Annotated in this window: 19 protein-coding genes; 11 read left to right on the plus strand and 8 right to left on the minus strand. The window is 65.7% G+C overall.

From position 1 onward, the window contains the following. Window positions 1–2 precede the first annotated feature (2 nt). Window positions 3–713: an ABC transporter ATP-binding protein gene (locus ACFW6D_RS12575; RefSeq protein ID WP_379327603.1), complete on the plus strand. Its 711-nt coding sequence runs from the start codon at window positions 3–5 to the stop codon at window positions 711–713. Between the two features lie 76 nt (window positions 714–789). Then, window positions 790–1,182: an NYN domain-containing protein gene (locus ACFW6D_RS12580; RefSeq protein WP_379327605.1), complete on the plus strand. Its 393-nt coding sequence runs from the start codon at window positions 790–792 to the stop codon at window positions 1,180–1,182. A gap of 29 nt (window positions 1,183–1,211) precedes the next feature. Here ACFW6D_RS12580 and ACFW6D_RS12585 read toward each other — a convergent pair whose 3' ends face one another. The 3 genes from ACFW6D_RS12585 to ACFW6D_RS12595 all read right to left on the minus strand — a co-directional run bounded on the left by ACFW6D_RS12585 (window position 1,212) and on the right by ACFW6D_RS12595 (window position 2,527). Further along, entirely contained in the window at window positions 1,212–1,490 is a 279-nt protein-coding gene (locus tag ACFW6D_RS12585) for a helix-turn-helix domain-containing protein (RefSeq protein WP_379327607.1), read from the minus strand. Beyond that, window positions 1,490–1,837 (minus strand): type II toxin-antitoxin system RelE/ParE family toxin, encoded by a 348-nt coding sequence (locus ACFW6D_RS12590; protein WP_379327609.1) that lies wholly within the window; start codon window positions 1,835–1,837, stop codon window positions 1,490–1,492. Before ACFW6D_RS12590 ends, ACFW6D_RS12585 begins: the two co-directional genes overlap by 1 nt. Before the next feature lie 90 nt (window positions 1,838–1,927). Beyond that, window positions 1,928–2,527 carry a TetR/AcrR family transcriptional regulator gene (locus ACFW6D_RS12595; RefSeq protein WP_379327611.1) on the minus strand — a complete coding sequence of 200 codons (600 nt, stop codon included), beginning with the start codon at window positions 2,525–2,527 and terminating at the stop codon, window positions 1,928–1,930. A gap of 86 nt (window positions 2,528–2,613) precedes the next feature. Between ACFW6D_RS12595 and ACFW6D_RS12600 the strand changes: the two genes are divergently transcribed. The 9 genes from ACFW6D_RS12600 to ACFW6D_RS12640 all read left to right on the plus strand — a co-directional run bounded on the left by ACFW6D_RS12600 (window position 2,614) and on the right by ACFW6D_RS12640 (window position 14,432). Beyond that, window positions 2,614–4,212 (plus strand): carboxyl transferase domain-containing protein, encoded by a 1,599-nt coding sequence (locus ACFW6D_RS12600; protein WP_379327613.1) that lies wholly within the window; start codon window positions 2,614–2,616, stop codon window positions 4,210–4,212. 5 nt (window positions 4,213–4,217) lie between these two features. Continuing rightward, on the plus strand, window positions 4,218–6,446 hold the full coding sequence (locus ACFW6D_RS12605; protein ID WP_379327615.1) for a biotin carboxylase N-terminal domain-containing protein: 2,229 nt from the start codon (window positions 4,218–4,220) through the stop codon (window positions 6,444–6,446). Further along, a complete protein-coding gene (locus tag ACFW6D_RS12610) occupies window positions 6,443–7,603 on the plus strand; it encodes an acyl-CoA dehydrogenase family protein (protein WP_379327617.1) in 1,161 nt (386 codons plus the stop codon). Before ACFW6D_RS12605 ends, ACFW6D_RS12610 begins: the two co-directional genes overlap by 4 nt. Next, window positions 7,600–8,115 carry a MaoC family dehydratase gene (locus tag ACFW6D_RS12615; protein ID WP_379327619.1) on the plus strand — a complete coding sequence of 172 codons (516 nt, stop codon included), beginning with the start codon at window positions 7,600–7,602 and terminating at the stop codon, window positions 8,113–8,115. Before ACFW6D_RS12610 ends, ACFW6D_RS12615 begins: the two co-directional genes overlap by 4 nt. A 79-nt stretch (window positions 8,116–8,194) precedes the next feature. After that, entirely contained in the window at window positions 8,195–9,010 is an 816-nt protein-coding gene (locus ACFW6D_RS12620) for an HpcH/HpaI aldolase/citrate lyase family protein (RefSeq protein WP_379327621.1), read from the plus strand. A gap of 57 nt (window positions 9,011–9,067) precedes the next feature. Then, complete coding sequence (locus tag ACFW6D_RS12625) at window positions 9,068–11,008, plus strand: acetoacetate--CoA ligase (protein WP_379327623.1); 1,941 nt, start codon at window positions 9,068–9,070, stop codon at window positions 11,006–11,008. Window positions 11,009–11,020: 12 nt separating this feature from the next. Beyond that, window positions 11,021–12,235 (plus strand): TetR/AcrR family transcriptional regulator, encoded by a 1,215-nt coding sequence (locus ACFW6D_RS12630; RefSeq protein ID WP_379327625.1) that lies wholly within the window; start codon window positions 11,021–11,023, stop codon window positions 12,233–12,235. A 102-nt stretch (window positions 12,236–12,337) separates the two neighbouring features. After that, a complete protein-coding gene (locus tag ACFW6D_RS12635) occupies window positions 12,338–13,747 on the plus strand; it encodes a DUF1254 domain-containing protein (protein WP_379327627.1) in 1,410 nt (469 codons plus the stop codon). A gap of 160 nt (window positions 13,748–13,907) precedes the next feature. Continuing rightward, a complete protein-coding gene (locus ACFW6D_RS12640) occupies window positions 13,908–14,432 on the plus strand; it encodes a hypothetical protein (RefSeq protein ID WP_379327629.1) in 525 nt (174 codons plus the stop codon). Between the two features lie 29 nt (window positions 14,433–14,461). Here ACFW6D_RS12640 and ACFW6D_RS12645 read toward each other — a convergent pair whose 3' ends face one another. The 5 genes from ACFW6D_RS12645 to ACFW6D_RS12665 all read right to left on the minus strand — a co-directional run bounded on the left by ACFW6D_RS12645 (window position 14,462) and on the right by ACFW6D_RS12665 (window position 19,001). Next, window positions 14,462–14,836: a Uma2 family endonuclease gene (locus ACFW6D_RS12645; RefSeq protein WP_379327631.1), complete on the minus strand. Its 375-nt coding sequence runs from the start codon at window positions 14,834–14,836 to the stop codon at window positions 14,462–14,464. A 23-nt stretch (window positions 14,837–14,859) separates the two neighbouring features. Beyond that, window positions 14,860–15,078 carry a hypothetical protein gene (locus ACFW6D_RS12650; protein WP_379327633.1) on the minus strand — a complete coding sequence of 73 codons (219 nt, stop codon included), beginning with the start codon at window positions 15,076–15,078 and terminating at the stop codon, window positions 14,860–14,862. A gap of 60 nt (window positions 15,079–15,138) precedes the next feature. Continuing rightward, a complete protein-coding gene (locus ACFW6D_RS12655; RefSeq protein WP_379327635.1) occupies window positions 15,139–15,396 on the minus strand; it encodes a type II toxin-antitoxin system prevent-host-death family antitoxin in 258 nt (85 codons plus the stop codon). Window positions 15,397–15,439: 43 nt separating this feature from the next. Beyond that, window positions 15,440–17,803 (minus strand): S8 family peptidase, encoded by a 2,364-nt coding sequence (locus tag ACFW6D_RS12660; protein WP_379327637.1) that lies wholly within the window; start codon window positions 17,801–17,803, stop codon window positions 15,440–15,442. A 220-nt stretch (window positions 17,804–18,023) separates the two neighbouring features. Further along, on the minus strand, window positions 18,024–19,001 hold the full coding sequence (locus ACFW6D_RS12665; protein ID WP_379327639.1) for an AAA family ATPase: 978 nt from the start codon (window positions 18,999–19,001) through the stop codon (window positions 18,024–18,026). Window positions 19,002–19,244: the final 243 nt, after the last annotated feature.

The following is a 19,244-nucleotide window of genomic DNA, read 5'->3' on the forward strand; positions in this document are numbered from 1 at the left end:
CCGTGGCAATCACTCTCACCGACGTGACCCTCACCTACCCCGACGGCACCGACCGTCTCACCGCCCTCGATCGGGTGAATCTGCACGTCCCCGGCGGCACCATCGCCGCGGTGACCGGCGCGTCCGGTTCGGGAAAGTCGAGCCTGCTCGCCGTCGCCGCGACGCTGATCCGGCCCGATTCGGGCACGGTTGTGCTCGAAACCTCTTCGGCTACTACGGATCTCGCCACGTTGAGCCGCCGTGCGGCCGCCGCGGCTCGTCGGAATTCCATGGGCATCGTCTTCCAGCAACCGAATCTCATCCCGTCGCTCACCGCCGTCGAGCAGCTGGAAGTGACCGCCCACCTCGGCGGTCCGAAGCGGGCATCACGCCGTGAAACCACCACCCGCGCAAAGGAACTACTCGACGCGGTAGGCCTGGGTGAGCATGCGCACAAACGGCCCGCCCAGCTCTCCGGCGGCCAACGCCAGCGCGTCAACATCGCCCGCGCCCTGATGAACGACCCCGCCCTGCTCGTGGTCGACGAACCCACCAGCGCCCTGGACTCCGAACGGGGCGCCGCGATCATCGCCCTGATCACCAGCATCGCCCGCGAACACCGCGCCGCCACCATCCTGGTCACCCACGACCCGACCCACCTGCACCGCATGGACGCCGTCTACCGCATGACCGACGGCCACCTCACCGGTGTCACCGTCCCCGCGCCCGCCTGACCGTTCTGTCACCGCACGGGCGACGAGTCCGGCGCGTCCGCTCGGCGCAACCCACGCCGGCGGGCAGACTGGGCCCATGAGCGATCCGAGGCATCTCATCGTGGTGGATGCGGCCAATGTCATCGGCTCGCGCGCCAACGGCTGGTGGAAGGACCGGGCGGGTGCCGCGCGCAGGCTGCTCTCCGACGTGGCGACACTGACGACCAGCCTCCCGGAAACCACCGAGGTCACGGTTGTCCTCGAAGGCGCGGCCAAGGCCGCCGCCGACGGCGCCGAACCCTCCGCACCGCGAATGCGGGTGGTCCTCGCCGAACGCTCGGGCGACGACAAGATCGTCGACGTGGTCGCCGAAGCGAACTCCCACGAGCAGATCACCGTCGTCACCGCCGACCGCGAACTCCGCACGCGAGTAGAAGCCCACGGCGCCGAAACCGTCGGCCCCGGCTGGTTCTGGAGCCAGCTCGCCTGACCGCACTATCGCCGTTCGCGCTGCCTTGCTCACGCCGCACGAACGCTCATCTCGACGTGCATACCCGCGGCAACAACCATATTGACCAGCGCGTCCAAGCTGAACAGGCCGACCTTCCCCCGCATCAGATCCGACACGCGAGGTTGCGTCACGCCGAGTCTCTCGGCGGCCGACACCTGCGTCCAACCGGAACTCTCGATGTGCTCGGTCAGCGCGATCATCAACCGCGACCGCAGCCGCATGTTCTCCGCTTCCTGTGGGGTGTCCTCGATGGCATCCCACACGCTGTCGAACGTCTCGTCCGCCATCAGCGCTCTCCCTTCCCGCTTGCAACACCGGCCCGTGCGTATCGCTTCGTCGCCAGCGCCAGATCAGAATCCGATGTCTTCTGAGTCTTCTGAGTCTTCTTCTGAAAGCAGTGCAGCACAAGGATGCGGTCAGCGAGTTTCGCGACATATATGACGCGGAACGCGCCCGAGTCCTCACGAACTCGAATCTCGCACACCCCGAGCCCTACGGATCGCATCGGCCGCCAGTCCGTTGGCTCGAGGCCACGTTGAACGCGATCGAGTTGATAGCCACACTCCCGGCGGGCACCGAGAGGGAACTCGCGCAAGTCATCAAGTGCTGTGCCAACGAACTCCAGTCGCTTCACCAGACTCAGTATACAAATATTTGTATACTGAGCAAGGTGGCGCAGCCGAGCTGGTGAATCGCGCCTTCTCGCAGTCCCGGCCGGGGAGTGCTACGCGGCCGACAGTGCGGCCAAGGCCATTTGGCGTAGGACAGGGCGGGCTCGGGAGGCGCTGGCGGCGGAGGCGCTGTGGGGGGTGGAGTTGATCAGGCCGAAGGCGGCGTGGGCTTGGATTCGGGCGGTTTCCTCGGGGAGGGTGGGGGTCAGTTCGCGGAGGACGCCTACCCAGATTTCGACGTATTGGCGTTGGGTGCGGCGCAGGGTGCGGCGGTCGGGGGTGGGGACGTTGTCGAGGTCGCGGTCCTGGATGCGGATGAGTTCGGGGTTGCCGAAGGCGAAGTCGAGGTGGAAGTCGACCAGGGCGGTGAGTGCTGTTGCCGCCGAGGGGGATTCGTCGACTACCGCGCGTCCACCTGACAGCAGTCGCTCACTGACGCCGACGAGGAGTTCGACCAGCAGTGCCTCTTTGTTCGCGAAGTGGCGGTAGACGGCGGGGCCGCTGATGCCGACGGCGGCGCCGAGGTCGTCGAGGCGAACGCCGAAGAAGCCGCGGTCGGCGATGAGGCGCGCGCCCGCGGCCAGCAACTGTTCGCGACGCTGGGCCTTGAGCTGTTCGCGGCGGGTCACCTGAACAGGTTCGGTGGTCGACATTCCGGCGCCCCCTCTGGACAACTTGGTTAGTCAAGATTAACCTGAATTTCAGTTATTAGCGATTAACCGAATGAGAGAATGGCGCGATGACGGTTACGCAAGAGACCGAAGGCACCGCGGTGAGCAATCGCGACGCGCACGCCGCGCTGGTCGCGGACCTACAGCAGCGGTTGGCCACGGCCGCGCTGGGTGGTCCGCAGAAGTCGCGCGACCGGCATGTGGCCAGGGGCAAGCTGCTCCCCCGCGAGCGCGTCGACCAACTCCTCGACCCGGGTAGCCCGTTCCTCGAGCTGGCCCCGCTGGCGGGCAACGGCATGTACGACGACGAGTGCCCCGGTGCGGGCATGATCGCGGGCATCGGCCGTATCTCGGGACGTGAGTGTCTGATCCTGGCCAACGACCCCACGGTCAAGGGCGGCACGTACTACCCGATCTCGGTGAAGAAGCACCTGCGCGCGCAGGAGGTGGCCGCCCAGAACAACCTGCCGTGCGTGTATCTGGTCGAGTCCGGCGGCGGGTTCCTGCCGCGCCAGGACGAGGTCTTCCCCGACCGCGAGCACTTCGGCCGGATCTTCTTCAACCAGGCCAACATGAGCGCCAAGGGCATCGCGCAGATCGCGGCGGTCATGGGTTCGTGCACCGCCGGTGGCGCGTACGTGCCCGCGATGGCCGACGAAGCGGTGATCGTGCGCGACCAGGGCACCATCTTCCTCGGCGGCCCGCCGCTGGTGAAGGCGGCGACCGGCGAGATCGTCACCGCCGAGGATCTCGGCGGCGGTCTGCTGCACTCGCGCACCTCCGGCGTCACCGATCACCTCGCCGAGGACGACCGCGACGCACTGCGCATCGTCCGCAATATCGTTGCGACGCTTGGTCCCCGCCCGGAATCGCCGTGGGAGGTGCTGCCGAGCACACCACCCGCCAAGCCCACCGACGAGCTCTACGACGTCGTCCCCGTCGACCCGCGCACACCGTACGACGTGCACGAGGTGATCGATCGAATCATCGACGGCGAGAGCGGCTTCCAGGAATTCAAGGCCGAATACGGCAAAACCCTGGTCACCGGTTTCGCCCGCATCCACGGCCATCCCGTCGGCATCGTCGCCAACAACGGTGTGCTGTTCAGCGAATCCGCCATGAAGGGCGCGCATTTCATCGAACTGTGCGACAAGCGCAAGATCCCGCTGCTGTTCCTGCAGAACATCACCGGCTTCATGGTCGGCCGCGATTACGAGGCGGGCGGCATCGCCAAGCACGGCGCGAAGATGGTCACCGCTGTCGCGTGCGCGCGGGTGCCGAAGCTCACGGTGGTGATCGGCGGCTCCTACGGCGCGGGCAACTACTCCATGTGCGGGCGCGCGTATTCGCCCCGCTTCCTGTGGATGTGGCCGAATGCGCGCATCTCGGTGATGGGTGGCGAACAGGCCGCGTCGGTGCTGGCGACGGTGCGCGGCGATCAGCTCGACAGCGCGGGCAAGCCTTGGTCGGCCGAGGACCAAGAGGCGTTCAAGGCGCCGATCCGCGAGCAGTACGAGACCCAGGGCAACCCCTACTACGCGACCGCGCGCATCTGGGACGACGGCGTGATCGCCCCTGCCGACACCAGAACCGTGCTCGGCCTTGCCCTTTCGGTGTGCGCGCAAGCGCCGCTCGAACCCGTTTCCTACGGCGTCTTCCGGATGTGAGCCACATGCTGAACAAGAACCAACCCGTCGAATTCGATACCGTCCTGGTCGCCAATCGCGGCGAGATCGCGGTGCGAGTGATCAAGACCTTGCGCGCCATGGGTATTCGCTCGGTCGCGGTGTACAGCGATGCCGACGTCGATGCGCGCCACGTGCGTGAGGCCGATGTCGCGGTGCGGCTCGGGCCCGCGCCCGCTCGCGAGAGTTACCTGTCGATCGAGAAGGTCGTCGACGCTGCCGTGCGGTCCGGTGCACAGGCCGTGCATCCGGGTTATGGCTTCCTGTCGGAGAATTCGGCTTTCGCGGCCGCTCTCGCTGACGCGGGCATCGTGTTCCTCGGGCCGCCCGCGAAGGCCATCGAGGTGATGGGCGACAAGATCACCGCGAAGAAGACGGTGACCGCGTTCGGGGTCCCCGTGGTTCCCGGCATCGCCGAACCGGGGCTCACCGATGAGCAATTGATCGCCGCCGCAATGGAAATCGGCTATCCGGTGCTCGTGAAGCCGTCTGCCGGTGGTGGCGGTAAGGGCATGCGCCGGGTCGCCGATCCCGCCGATCTTCCTGCCGCGCTGGTCAGTGCCCGGCGTGAGGCCGGTGCGGCGTTCGGCGACGACACCCTGTTCCTGGAACGGTTCGTCAACCGGCCCCGCCACATCGAGGTGCAGGTCCTGGCCGACAAGTTCGGCAATGTGGTGCATCTCGGCGAGCGCGAATGCAGCTTGCAGCGCAGGCACCAGAAGGTGATCGAGGAAGCGCCGTCACCGCTGCTGGACGCGCAGACCAGGGCGCGGATCGGCGCCGCGGCGTGCAATACCGCGCGCAGTGTGGACTACGTGGGTGCGGGCACGGTGGAGTTCATCGTCTCGGCCGACCAGCCCGACGAATTCTTCTTCATGGAGATGAATACCCGTCTGCAGGTGGAACATCCGGTGACCGAGATGGTGACCGGGGTGGACCTGGTGGAGTGTCAGGTGCGGGTGGCCGCCGGTCAGAAGTTGGCGCGGACCCAGGATGAGATCCATCTGGTCGGCCATGCCATCGAGGCGCGTGTCTACGCCGAGGACCCGGGTCGCGGGTTCCTACCTACCGGTGGCACTGTGCTCGCGCTGTCGGAGCCGGAAGGTGCTGGCGTGCGGGTGGATTCGGGGATCTCGGTGGGCACTGTGGTCGGCAGCGATTACGACCCGATGCTGTCGAAGGTGATCGCGCGGGGCAATACTCGCGCCGACGCCCTCGCCGCGTTGGATCGTGCACTGGAACAGACTGTGCTGCTGGGTGTTACGAGCAACATCGAATTCCTGCGGTTCCTACTCGCTGACGACGATGTGCAGGCGGGCCGTCTCGACACCGCCCTGCTGGACCGCCGCGTCGCCGACTTCGTGCCCGCCGAGGCCACCGACGACGAATTCATCGCCGCAGCAACGTATCGCTGGCTCAACCGTTGGCCCGCCGAAGGTGCTGACCTGTGGTCGACGCCGTCAGGATGGCGCCTGGGCACACCGGCGCCGACCACTGTCCGACTCGCAGCAGGTGATCTTGTCCGCCACGTCTTCATCACGGGGACACCGGATTCCGCCTGCGTGTGGCTCGAACACGACGGCACTTCCGCGACCCCGACATCCGCGCCGGAGAAATTCACCGCTCTGCCCGCCGACGCGGCGGGTGTGGGCGGGCGCCCTGGCCGTGCGGAAAGGTCCGGCCTACCGTCGCTCGACCCTGCGGCGAGGTCGATGTCGGCCACCATGGCCGATGACGGACTGACCCTCACCCTGGACGGACTGCGCCGCAAGGTGCGCATCATCGAGGCCGACGATCAACTGTGGGTGCGTGGCGACGGTCGCGTGGCCGTACTGCGCGAGGTCGCCGAGGCGGCCGTCCGTGGCGACGCCGCGCACGTCGGCGATGCCGAAATCCGCAGCCCCATGCCAGGTTCGGTCATCGCGACGCCAGTCGAGAACGGCGCGATCGTGGCAGTGGGCGATCCGGTGATCGTGATCGAGGCCATGAAGATGGAGCACGCGCTCACCGCACCGGTCGCGGGCACGGTGGAGCTGCTCGCCGCCCCGGGCGCCCAGGTGAAGCTGGACCAGGTGCTGGTGCGCGTCATCGCCGCTCCCACGGACACCACCGACGCCGACAAAGCCACGACGAACGGCGCCACCGACCCCGACACGGCTGCCGGTGCGTCCGAGCCCGTCGGCGCGAAAACCGAGCACGAAGGAACCCCCGCATGACCGACTACCTCTCCACCGGCTCCCTCCCCGAGGAATACCGCCAGCTCGCACTCACCGTGCGCGACTTCGCCAACCAGGTCGTCGCGCCGGTGTCGGCCAAACACGATGCCGAGCACAGCTTTCCGTACGAAGTCGTGGCCGGTATGGCCGAGATGGGACTGTTCGGCCTGCCGTTCCCCGAGGAGTTCGGCGGCATGGGTGGCGACTACTTCGCCCTGTGCCTGGCGCTCGAGGAACTCGGCAAGGTCGACCAGAGCGTGGCCATCACCCTCGAGGGCGGCGTCTCGCTCGGCGCCATGCCGATCTACCGCTTCGGCAACGACAAGCAGCGCAACGAATGGCTGCCCCAGCTCACCAGCGGTCGCGCGCTGGCGGGCTTCGGCCTCACCGAACCCGACGCAGGCAGCGACGCGGGCGGGACCCGCACCACCGCTGTCCAGGACGGCGAGAGCTGGGTGATCAACGGCGCCAAGCAGTTCATCACCAACTCCGGCACCGACATCACCCGCCTGGTCACCGTCACCGCGGTCACCGGGCAGACCGGCGGCAAGAAGGAGATCTCCACCATCCTGGTGCCGACCGACACCCCCGGTTTCGTCGCCGAGCCCGCCTACAACAAGGTCGGCTGGAACGCCTCCGACACCCACCCGCTGAGCTTCACCGACGTGCGGGTGCCGCAGGAGAACCTGCTCGGCGAGCGCGGTCGCGGCTACGCCAACTTCCTACGCATCCTCGACGAGGGCCGCATCGCGATCGCCGCCCTGGCCGTCGGTGCCGCGCAGGGTTGTGTGGACGAGAGCGTGCGGTACGCGAAGGAACGGCAGGCGTTCGGCCAGGCCATCGGCCGCAACCAGGCCATCGCGTTCAAGATCGCCAGGATGGAGGCGCGCGCCCACACCGCGCGCACCGCCTATTACGACGCGGCCGCGCTGATGCTGGCGGGCAAACCGTTCAAGAAGCAGGCCTCCATCGCGAAGATGGTCGCCAGCGAGGCCGCGATGGACAACGCCCGCGACGCCACCCAGATCTTCGGCGGCAACGGATTCATGAACGAGTACCCCGTCGCCAGGCACTACCGTGACAGCAAGATCCTGGAAATCGGCGAGGGGACCACGGAGGTACAGCTGATGCTGATCGCACGGGAGCTGGGTCTGTGAACGCGCCTGATCACCGCGACGCGGACGCTGTGGGTACGGCTCGTCGCGTCGTGCAGCGCGGATTGTGGTTCGAGGAGTTCGAGATCGGCACGATCTACGAGCACCGGCCCGGCCGCACCATCACCGAGGCCGACAATGTCCTGTTCACCACGCTCACCATGAACACCCAGGCACTGCACCTGGACGCGGCCTTCGCCGACGCCCAGCCGCCGTTCAACCAGCGCCTGGTGAACTCGATGTTCACGCTGTCGACGCTGGTCGGGCTCTCCGTCGCCCAGCTCACCCAGGGCACTTTGGTCGGCAACCTCGGGTTTTCCGAAATGACCACGCCCGCACCGCTGTTCCACGGCGACACGATGTACGCCGAGACGCTGGTCACCGACAAGCGCGAATCGAAAAGCCGTACCGGCGAGGGCATCGTCAGCTTGGCGCACACCGCACGCAATCAGAACGGCGTGATCGTGGCGACCGCGGTGCGCAAGACATTGGTCCGCAAGGCACCCACAGCATGAGCGGCCGGGTAACCACGGTCGCGCCCGACTACCCGCACGGTCAGTGGCACTGCACCGGCACCCGTCGAAAGGACGCAGTATGAGCTGGCAGCCGAGTGGTCCGGCGTGGCTGTTCTGCCCGGCGGACCGCCCCGAGCGCTTCGCGAAAGCCGCAGCGGTGGCCGATGTGGTGATCCTCGACCTCGAAGACGGTGTCGCGGCGGGCGACAAGGCCGCAGCCAGACAGGCACTCCTCGACACTCCACTCGACCCGCAGCACACCGTGATTCGCGTCAACGCCGCCGACACCGACGAGTGCGCGGCCGACCTGGCGGTGCTCGCGCAGACCGCCTACCGCCGGGTCATGCTGCCCAAATGTGAATCGGCAGAACAGGTTCGCAGCCTCGCGGATTACGAGGTGATCGTGCTGGTCGAATCGCCGCTGGGCGCAGTGCGGGTCGCCGAATCGATGCAGGCCGACAATGCCATCGGCGTGATGTGGGGCGCCGAGGACCTGGTCGCGGGCCTCGGCGGCAATTCGAGCCGGAAGGCCGACGGTGGCTACCGGGATGTCGCACGCCACGTCCGGTCGTCAAGCCTCTTGGCGGCCAAGGCATTCGGCCGCTTCGTCTTGGACTCGGTGTATCTGAACATCAAGGATCTCGACGGTCTCGCCGCGGAGACCGCCGACGCTGTCGCCGTCGGATTCGACGCCAAGGTCGCCATCCACCCGAACCAGGTCGCCGTGATCCGCGACGGCTACGCCCCCGACCCGGCCGAGCTCGACTGGGCGCACCGGGTGCTGGCGGAGGTGCCCAACCACCGGGGCGTCTTCGCGTTCGAGGGCCGTATGGTCGACGCACCGGTACTCCGGCATGCCGAGCAGATCGTTCGGCGAGCGGGCGTGCCGGGCTGAGTATCGGGGTAACCAGCTGCCGATATCCGAAGTAGTCCAGTTCGAGGAGGACATCCGGTGCAACCGCAATGGGTACCGAACGCACACGACATCGCGTCAGCCCGCATCACCGACTTCGCCACTTTCGTCACGGCGCGAACCGGCATCGAATACCCCGACTACCAGGCCCTGTGGCAGTGGTCGGTAGCTGACGTCGAGGGCTTCTGGCAGGCGGTGTGGGACTACTTCGAGCTCGGTGAGACCGCGGGCGACGTGCTGGCCTCGCGGGAGATGCCCGGCGCGCAGTGGTTTCCCGGCACCCGGCTGAACTATGTCGACCAGGTCATCCGCATGGCGCAGTTCGGCCACCCCGCGATCATCGCCCTGCACGAGGACGCCGAGCCCAGGGAGATCCTGTGGTCGGATCTGATCGAGCAGGTCACCGTTTTCGCGCGGACACTGCGTGAGCAGGGCGTCGAAGCCGGTGACCGGGTGGTCGGCTATCTGCCGAACATCCCCGAGGCGATCGTCGCCTTCCTCGCGACCGCCAGCATCGGCGCGGTGTGGAGTGCGTGCGGTCAGGACTACACCGCCAAGGCGGCACTGGACCGGCTCGGCCAACTCGACCCGAAGGTGCTGGTCACCGCTGACGGCTACCGCTTCGGCGGCAAGGAACACGACAAGCGTTCCGATATCGCCGCACTCCAGGACGGACTGGATCTGAGTGCGACAGTGGCGGTTTCGCAGCTCGGGCTGGACGTGCCCGATGCGATGTCATGGACGGACGCTGTAGCCGACGCCGGGCTCGGGGTAATCGAAACTGTCCCTGTCGATTTCGACCATCCGCTGTGGATCGTGTTCTCCTCCGGCACCACCGGGCTGCCGAAGGGCATCGTCCACGGCCACGGCGGCGTTCTCCTCGAGCACCTGAAAGCCGTTGCCCTGCAGTCGAACATGGGTCCTGACGACACGTTCTTCTGGTACACCAGCCCGAGCTGGATGATGTGGAACTTCCAGGTGGCGGGCCTGCTGACCGGCACCACCGTCGTCACCTACGACGGCAGCCCCGTCGCGGGCGGGCCGGATGCCCTGTGGCGCCTCGCCGCCCAGGTGGGTGCCACCGTTTTCGGTACCAGCCCCGGCTATGTTCTCGGCTGCATCAAGGCGGGCTCCGTGCCCCGTGTCGATCACGACCTGTCCGCCCTGCGCTCAGTCGGCATCACCGGGTCGTCACTGCCGGTGTCGAGTGCGCTGTGGCTGAACGAGAATGCGGGCGAACATGTTCAGGTGAATTCGATCAGCGGCGGCACCGATGTGGTGTCGGCGTTCGTCGGCGGTGCGCCGACCGTGCCGGTGTGGCCGGGTGAGCTCTCGGCGCCGTATCTCGGTGTCGCCCTCGATGCCTTCGACGAGCAGGGCCAGCCCGTGCGCGGTGAGGTCGGCGAGCTGGTGGTCACCGCGCCCATGCCGTCGATGCCGGTCAGCTTCTGGCGCGATGACGACGGAAAGCGCTACCACGCTGCATATTTCGATACCTATCCCGGTGTGTGGCGCCACGGCGACTGGATCACCCTCACCGAACACGGCAGCATCGTCGTGCACGGCCGCTCCGATTCCACCCTCAACCGCCACGGCATCCGGATGGGCAGCGCCGACATCTACCAGGTCGTCGAACAGTTCCCCGAGATCGCCGAGGCCTTGGTGATCGGCGCCGAACAACCCGACGGCGGCTACTGGATGCCCCTGTTCGTCGTGCTCGCCCCCGGCGCGGAACTGTCCGAAGACCTGAAAACCCGCCTGGCCACCGCGATCCGCACCGAGGTCTCCCCCCGCCACGTCCCCGACGAGATCCGCGAAGCCCCCGGCATCCCGCACACCCGCACCGGAAAGAAACTCGAAGTCCCCATCAAGAAGCTCTTCCAGGGTGCCGACCCCGCCCGCGTGGTCGAACGCAGCGCCGTCGACGACCCGGCACTGCTCGACTGGTATGCCCGGATCACCCCGCCCGACAAGGGCTAATACACTTGAACTATGAATGTCAGCGATACTCGTGGGGCGCGTGGGGTAGCTGGGACTGAAGTGAAGCGGCGGCCGAAGAATCGCCGGGCGCAGATCGCCGCGTCGTCGGCGGTGGCGTTCGGGGCCGCCGGGTATCACGGAGTGAGCATGGAGGACATCGCATCCGGGCTGGGGATCAGTTCGGCCGCGCTGTATCGGCACTACCCCAGCAAGTACGCGTTGTTCCGGGAGGAGTTACTTCGGGTCGGGCAGGCGTTCACCGCGTCGGTGGTGGTGTCGGCGCAGGACACACTGCCCGCGGCACAACGGTTGCGGCACATGTTGACCGGGCTGATCGGCGCGACGGTCGAGAATCGCGCGACCGTGCGACTGGTGCGGTGGGAGGGTCGCTACCTCGAGCCGGCGGATCGGGTGGTGCTCGACGAACAGAAGAGCTCGGTGCTGGTCGCGCTCGACGAACAGTTGGCAGCTCTGCGACCCGAATTGACCACGGCTGAGCAGCGAATGGTCGCCACGGCGATTCTCGGCGTGGTCACCAGCATCGCCGATCACCACGCCGCGCTGCCCGTTCGCACGCTGAACAAGCTGCTCAGCGCGGCGTGCATGGCACTGACCGACACCGAATTGCCACCTGCCGCAATCATTTCCGAGCAGGGCGCCCGTGCCGAGATCCCGGCTTCGTTCAAACACGAACTGCTGCTGCGCAAAGCGGTGGAGCTGTTCCACGAACGCGGGTACCCGAACGTGAGCGTGGAGGACATCGCCTCGGCGGCCGGGCTGTCGGCGGCGTCGGCGGTGTACCGGTTCTATCGCGGCAAGAGCGACATTCTCGCTGCGGCGTTCCGTCGGGCGGCGGATCGCGTGTCCGGGGCGATCGGGCCCGCGGTCGCGAGCACGCCCGACAGTGGCGCCGCGCTGGGTGTGCTGGTCGATCAGTTCGTCGCGGACACCTTCGACGAGCGGGCGCTCGCCGTCGTCTACTACGCGGAGTTCGGGCACGTGCCCGCCGAGGAACGCGCGGTCCTGCGCAATATCCAGCGGTTGAGCGTGCAGGAATGGGCGCGGCTGGTGCGCGATGTGCGCCCGGAACTGTCCGCGGCCGAGGCTCGCTTCCTGGTGCACGCGGCATTCGCGATGGTGATCGACCTCGGTCAGGCGTTCGGCGACGACCCGATCGCGGGCCGGGCCAGGGTGGGTTTCCTGATGCGGCGGGTACTGCTCGGCTGAGGCCGAGCATCCGCCGGATGAGGCAGTTCACCCGTTGCGGATGAGGTGGGCCGTTCCCTGACCGGCATACGCTCGGCGATCAGGCCGTCGAACGGAGCGTGAATGGATCCACGCGCGAGTGCGCTGACCAGGCGATCATTGCTCGGGCTCGGCGCCGCGGTCGCCGCGGGGGCGTTGCTGCCCGGGTGCGGTGGCGAACCGTGGTCCGGGCCTGCGCGCACGACCGGTCGCCCGGATGTCCTCGCCCTGGCGATCGAGGCCTACATCTTCGGTTACCCGATGATCATGCTCGACATGATGCGCGCGGCCAGCGGGCCGTCCAACACCATCGAGCACAGCGTGCTGCCCGATCCGCACGACCGCGGAGTGGCCAGACTCAGCCACGACATGGTGTATTCGCAAGCCTGGCTCGATCTCACCGACGAGCCGATGGTGCTGCAGATTCCGGGGATGGAGCCGGATCGGTACTGGCTGTTCCAGCTGATCGACGGCTGGGCCGACACGGTGCACGACCTGTCCAGCAAGACCCCGCGGACCACAGTCGAGGGACCGCCGTTCACCTATGTCGTCACCGGCCCGCAATGGACCGGCGACGTGCCCTCGGTGATGACCCGCCTGCACATGCCCTCGGCGTTGTGCACGGCCGTCGGCCGGATCCAGATCAACGGCACCGCGGACGCACCGAAGGTGAACCAGTGGCAGCAGCAGGTGAAGCTGATCCCGTTGAGCGCCTGGATGCGTGGCGAACTCGACCGCACGGTCAGCCGCGTCCACCCGATCGACCGCGGACCAGAACCGCCGGTGAAACGCATCGCCGCGATGGACGGTCGCACCTACCTCGATCGCCTGTGCCGGGTCATGCTCGCCGATCCGCCCGCCGACGCCGACGCACCCCTGATGGACAAGATCGCCGCGATCGGCGTGCTCCCCGGCGGCACTGTCGACGACCAACTGACCGAGGTGCTCGACGAGGCGGTCCGCCAGGCCCAGCGCCGCATCATCGACTGGACCGACCCCACCGCCCGCCGCGTCAACGGCTGGGAAATCCCCATCGACCTGGCGAGTTTCGGCACCGACTACCTCCGCCGCGCCGCCAACACCCTCTACACCCCCGGCCTGGCCCCCATCCGCGACATCCTCTACGCCAACCAGCAGGCCCCCACCACCGACGACCAGGGCCGCCCGCACCGCTACCGAATCCGCTTCGCCCCCGGCCAATGGCCACCCGTCGACGCCTTCACCTCGATCACCGCCTACGACACCCAGGGTTTCCTCGTCCCCAACCCCGCCCAGATCTATTCCGTAGGCCACTTCCCCGCCGCCGTCCCCGCCCCCGACGGATCCGTGGAATTCGCTGTCCAACAAGAAGACCCGAGCCCAACCATCCCCCAAGCCAACTGGCTCCCCATTCCCGAAACCGGCGATGTCATCCTTACCCTTCGCCTCTACGCGCCCCGCGAGGCAGCACTCGAGGGGAAGTGGGAGCCGCCACCGATGACCCGAGTCGACTGAAGCTGTCCGGACAGTCCCATCATTGAGGATTAAGTAGCTGTAACGGATACACCTGTGCAGCCTCACAGTCGAGCAACGCCCGAGCGTTAAGTGCGCCCCTGATAGTTTCCGATGCAGACCTTCATAGAGGCCCGATGGATTCCTCGACCGCAGTCGATCCGTGGAAGAATTAGCCTTTTGCTATCGGATTCACGCCGAACTTCGACGGGAGAAATCAATGGGAAAGTTGATGACGGCCGCAATTGGGTTGGGCTTATGCGCTGCGGCGACATATATACCGGCCGCGTCGGCGGCGCCCGACACTGTCAACAATATGGGCGAAACGGTGGTGGTGCCGGTGGTAACGGAGCACGGCACGCCAACTTCGACAACCACTTCGATTACCGCATCCAATTGGGAATGCGGGAACTCTGTAATTGGTCCAATCTGTACAGTATCGGTATTTTTCTCGCACAATGGCTCAGATGCCGCGGATACATCGACAATCAATTATAGACTTTCTTTTCCAGGCACCGAAAACATTGCCGCAACGACGGTTCCTGATATCGGCGTGCTCTACGATGGTGACCGAAAGGGCGGCTTCGCAACATTTGATATATCGGGTGTTTCGCAAGGTTCGGGGGAACTGATCCTGCGTGGCGACTTTTCTGGGAACGTGCTCGGCAGATGGGCATTGCCTAACTGATTGAGCACAGGTCCCGCCATCGGTGCCGGTCAGACCCGTGAATCGACTGTCAATTGGTCCCACTCGATGACTATCCGGAATGGGCTGGTGACATCGACCGCTAGTCCGTGTCCATCTCTGTGGGTGGTTTCCACGTGCGCGTAGGCCTGCTTTCGGGCCTCGAAAACGTAGCGTTCGACGCTCACCGCGCCGATCTTGTCGAACTCGACAATCCAGTAGTGCGGGATGCCCGCGTCGGCGTAGTCAGCCATCTTGTGGATTCGATCTCGACGCGCCGAGCAGGGCGAGACCACCTCGACCACGATGAAGACTCCTCTTGCGATGAGCCGGTCGAAGTCCTGCGGGCAGCGGTTGACGACGACATCGGGGATGCGCGCTGTGGGCGGCCCCTCCCACAGCAGCACACTGGTTTCGGTGTTGGTCTCGATCAGGTATCGCCGCTACGTCGCATCTCCTCCACCGCCGATACCTCGACGGCGTTGGACAGACAGCTGGCCACCTGCTGGTGACAACTGTCACGTTGCTCTCGAGGAACGACGTAGCCATCGACAATCTCCAGGTTGCGCTGATCTGCCTCATCGATGTCGAGGTACTGTTCCCAGGTGATCGAGGAGTCCTGGAACCGGCCGCGCCACGGAATCGACATACGACGAGGCTAGTAGCGCGCACCTCATGCCGACCTGAGGCTATCCGGATCCGCACAGCGCTACGAGCCACCCTGGTGCTGGCCGGAAATCTGGGTCTGGTCTGTACGGAAAGCCTCGACAGAAATGGCGGGCGCGGCGCGCGACATCGCCGCGAACTCCGCCCGAGATACGAAACGCCTACAGTTGTGCAGGGGAATCAGTTTACCGATCCGATGTCCATCACGGGTGACTACGAATGCCTGCCCTTTCTGGACGGCATCCATGATCTCCTCCGACCGATCACGTAGATCGCTGTCGGTGATGTGTTGTGGCCGCATACTTCCAGCGTAGGTCTCCTGCGATCGGTAAGGGAGCCCACGCTCACACAGATACCGCGACGGCCGTCCGCGTGCGGATCTCGCTGATGATCGGAGTGAGCAGATCCGTTTCGACTTCGGAGGAGCGCACAGTGATCAGCAACGCGTAACGAACCGGCCGATCTGCCCTGGCAGCCATATCCTGCCGTGTCCACCACCCACCCGCTGGATACACAGCAACGCACCCACGATCAGCGAGATCGCTCGCCGAGCCTTCCCACATGTCAGAGCACAGACTGCCGCGCTGGCGCTGCTTCGGGCCGAGAAGCCATCCGGAGTCAGCTTTTGGTTTACCTTTCCTGCCTGCTCGCGCGGTGTGCGCACCGTCAGCTGCCGCATCGTGAGATACACGCAGCTGGAAGTCGTCAACTGCTTCGCCGGTCCGTGGGAGGTCGAATCGCAACTCGTGTGACGGGTACACAAAGCGGTCACGCCAGCCCTGGCCACCGACCCACGGCTCGACGAAGTACGACAGGGTTACGCGCAGTCGCACCCGCTCCTTTCCCATGCTGCGGAGTACGTCGATCGGCCACGGCAGCTCGTGAACCCGCATGTGAGCGAGCGACAGCTTCTTGCCCTTGTCTTTCTGCAGTGGCAAGAACTCCTCGTCTGCGATCAACGTCAGGTCATGCGCACTGCTGTTCAGAAGGCGATCCTCTGCAGGCACACCCCAGCCGTATCTGCGCAGCAGAGCACCAACGTCGGTTTTGACCCCTTTCGTCTTGAATGCATCGGCAGCCTCGAACCGCTGCCACATAGCCGGAGTCCATTCCGAGCAGTGCACTAGCAGGCCGCGCACAGCTTCTGCGCCCAAGTTCGGGTAGCGATCCATGACAAGCGCGGCAAGCCGCGCGGCGGCCGCGGTCGCCGGACTTGTCGCGTGGACGGCGTGGACCAGCGGAAACGGTCCACGTGAGGTCGTCAGGACGCCGTGGCTCGGTCGGCATTCCGTATCGAGTTCGCCGTCCGGCCCTGCCTGCGCCAAGAGGTTCCCACCCTCCATCACGATGTCGGGCTTGTTCGGCCAGCGGGCATCCAACGGCACTCCGGTGCGGCTGAACGGTGACAGCTCACCACCTACCGCAAGCGGCCGCCATCCGGAGTGCGCCGACCCGTTCTCCGGATGGTGAGCAAGATCGGTGTATGCGCCGACCGTGATCGCATTCCAACTCTGCGCCGGGTCTTCCACCGGCATCAGGTCACTACGAGTCAGATGATCATGACCGTGGTCTTTGCGTACGTTGCCTGCCGAGATCAGGAACAGGCGACTCGGCCCGGGCTGAGCCACAGTAAGCAACTCGACGTTGCCATCCGCAGTGACCGACACATCGTGACCGAACGCCAGGGCGTCCACTGTCGTCGACCATGCTGTCGGTTCACCTGCCCAGACTGCTGGCTCCTCGGTGTGATCGGTCACTGACATCGAGAACACGCGTCGCGTTGTCGGTGCCTCGATCTCCACGCGCGCGACCGCTTCTGCCATCACCGTTCCATACTCACCAGCAGAATTACGGTCACCGTCAAGGCCGAGGATGCGCACCGATTCGATCCGATGACGCAGGTCGACAGTCAGATCAGCGTTCAAAGGCCCGGTCAGGTTCCCATACAGCGCGAGGCCTGCCATCGAGGTCCCATGACCATTGAAATCGCTTGTCGCCGCCCCATCCGAATGGAGCGTGAGGCTCTGCGACAGCGAATGGGCAAGGAGCGGGTGCCCGGCCAACACGCCTGCATCGAGAACAGTCACCACTGGCACGTCGCTCGCCGCAGAGGGGACGACCCGGTTCATGAAGTCTTCGACCAACTCTTCTTGCAAGGTGAACGGCGCTTCCACGAACGGTTCCGGGGAAGGTGTCGGTCGTATCTCGACAGGCATCGCGTTGCTGCCGACAAGGCCGGAAAGCTGTGCAGCAGTACCTTTTACATGGACAACAGCCCGCCGTGTGAAGGTGAGCGTGGTCGGGGGGACAACCAACCCCAATTCAGGACCGAGCCTACGAAGGACTGCCAAGGGTTCTTCATCGTGGAGAACAGAACGTTCCAACCACACCTGCCACCACCGTGAATCCGTCGGCAGCGCACCGTGCCCCCGCCAGATCTCCCGCAGAGTCGCCAGCGCGATGTCATCGGTGTTCGCTATGAATCCCGCTTCCGACTTGGTGATCTGACCTCGGCCACGGCCGGTTCGGCCTCCGGAACTCGCGAAAGTGCTGATGGCTTCGCCGAGCTGGCTCACCGCCGAGTCGTTCAGCGCGACCACCGCAAGTTCGGCGCCGCCGGTGCCCGGAGTAGCCGACATCGCCACCAATCGCCGACCCGACGCATCCAACCGGGCGACATCGAGCACGTACCCAGGCGCCGATTTCACCGCGAGGAGCGTTTCCTGAGCGGCATCCGCAGGATCGAACCGCGCCCTACGGCGCGAATCCTCTTCCAGCGCAACGTCAAGAGCGACTCGAAGACCGCGCGCGTGTGCGCGGTGATCGGCGACCAGTCGGGTCTTCGACCCACCACGCCCCAGTGCACGAAACGAATGCTCAACTGGCGGTGGAAGTTCAAGGTGACGGGAGCGCCTCCCGTTCGCCCCCTCAGGCACCGCGGGCAGTACTACGCTGGATCAGCGCCTTATCCAAGACAGCGGGATCGATCACGTTCTTACCCCCTAGAATCGCTTGCTTCGCAGCCGATTCCGCCGCGGCGACGAGTTCCGCATGGCTCAACCCGTCCGTTGCGCAATCAAAGTGCGACCAGACTACGCCTGCGGTATCCATCACTTTCAGGCGGCGACGCAGAATCTCCAATGCCTCACCCGCGCTCGGCCGGTCGTAGCGCACAACAAGATCGAATCGTCGGAACAGCGCCCGATCCAGGATGCTCGCATGGTTGGTCGCGGCGATGACGAGGCTGTGCGGTTGCACCTCATCGAGGAACAGCAGAAACGAGTTCAGAATCCGCCGAGCTTCCCCCACGTCGTTGCCCGCGATGCGCTCCGCGCCGAGAGCGTCGAATTCGTCGAAGAGATACACCGCACGGGTGCGTTCGACCGCATCGAAGACCAAGCGGAGTTTCGACGCTGTTTCGCCCATGAATCGGCTGATCAGACCATCCAGCCGAATCGTGTACAGCGGTAGGTCGAGCTCATAGGCGAGCGCCGACGCGGTCAGGCTCTTTCCGGTACCGGGCGGCCCGGTGAGGAGCAGTCGGTGGACCGGTGAGAAACCGAATTGAGCGAGTCTTCCTCGCTGACGTTGTTCGACAAGAACCCTGTCGAGATTCGCTCGCACATCCGGAGCGAGAGTCATCTGGTCGAGTCCGAACTCGGGCTCGCCGTGATTGAGCATCCCCGCGAGCTCACCGTCCGTCGGTGGCGGCCCAACTGCCTCGAGCCGACGCACACGAGTCCTACGCGCGCCGTCAACGTAGTCTCTGAGCTGGGCAGCGGCCTTGGTATGCCCCTTGCGCGCTTCCCCGGCGGCCACCTGTAGAGCCACGGAGTAAAACGCGCGGTCATCGCCAGTAGCGTGGGCCTCTACAAGGGCCCTGACATGTTCAGCAGACGCAGCCATCAGCCTCGGACACCCTTCCCCTCGCCTGAGCCCGGCGCCGGTCGCCAGACACTTTCAGAATGTCATAAAATACGGCATCTGCGTATGTCTGCAGCCAGGACGACCAGGCAACATTCCCTGGCACACGCTGGTGGTCGGCCGTACGTCCCATAAACCCCGACGGTCGTGTCCTCGCGCTCGAGGTCAAACTCGCTGACCGTGTCGGCGACGTCGACGTCAGACATCCGACTTGGCTCCGCGAGC

The organism is Nocardia sp. NPDC058705, from assembly GCF_042749305.1.
Classification (GTDB): Bacteria; Actinomycetota; Actinomycetes; order Mycobacteriales; family Mycobacteriaceae; genus Nocardia.

Coding starts and splice junctions, on each gene's coding strand:
- ACFW6D_RS12580 (WP_379327605.1), top strand. CDS start 790: ATGAGCGATCCGAGGCATCTCATCGTGGTGGATGCGGCCAATGTCATC.
- ACFW6D_RS12585 (WP_379327607.1), bottom strand. CDS start 1,490: ATGGCGGACGAGACGTTCGACAGCGTGTGGGATGCCATCGAGGACACC.
- ACFW6D_RS12595 (WP_379327611.1), bottom strand. CDS start 2,527: ATGTCGACCACCGAACCTGTTCAGGTGACCCGCCGCGAACAGCTCAAG.
- ACFW6D_RS12600 (WP_379327613.1), top strand. CDS start 2,614: ATGACGGTTACGCAAGAGACCGAAGGCACCGCGGTGAGCAATCGCGAC.
- ACFW6D_RS12605 (WP_379327615.1), top strand. CDS start 4,218: ATGCTGAACAAGAACCAACCCGTCGAATTCGATACCGTCCTGGTCGCC.
- ACFW6D_RS12610 (WP_379327617.1), top strand. CDS start 6,443: ATGACCGACTACCTCTCCACCGGCTCCCTCCCCGAGGAATACCGCCAG.
- ACFW6D_RS12620 (WP_379327621.1), top strand. CDS start 8,195: ATGAGCTGGCAGCCGAGTGGTCCGGCGTGGCTGTTCTGCCCGGCGGAC.
- ACFW6D_RS12630 (WP_379327625.1), top strand. CDS start 11,021: ATGAATGTCAGCGATACTCGTGGGGCGCGTGGGGTAGCTGGGACTGAA.
- ACFW6D_RS12635 (WP_379327627.1), top strand. CDS start 12,338: ATGGATCCACGCGCGAGTGCGCTGACCAGGCGATCATTGCTCGGGCTC.
- ACFW6D_RS12650 (WP_379327633.1), bottom strand. CDS start 15,078: ATGTCGATTCCGTGGCGCGGCCGGTTCCAGGACTCCTCGATCACCTGG.
- ACFW6D_RS12655 (WP_379327635.1), bottom strand. CDS start 15,396: ATGCGGCCACAACACATCACCGACAGCGATCTACGTGATCGGTCGGAG.
- ACFW6D_RS12665 (WP_379327639.1), bottom strand. CDS start 19,001: ATGGCTGCGTCTGCTGAACATGTCAGGGCCCTTGTAGAGGCCCACGCT.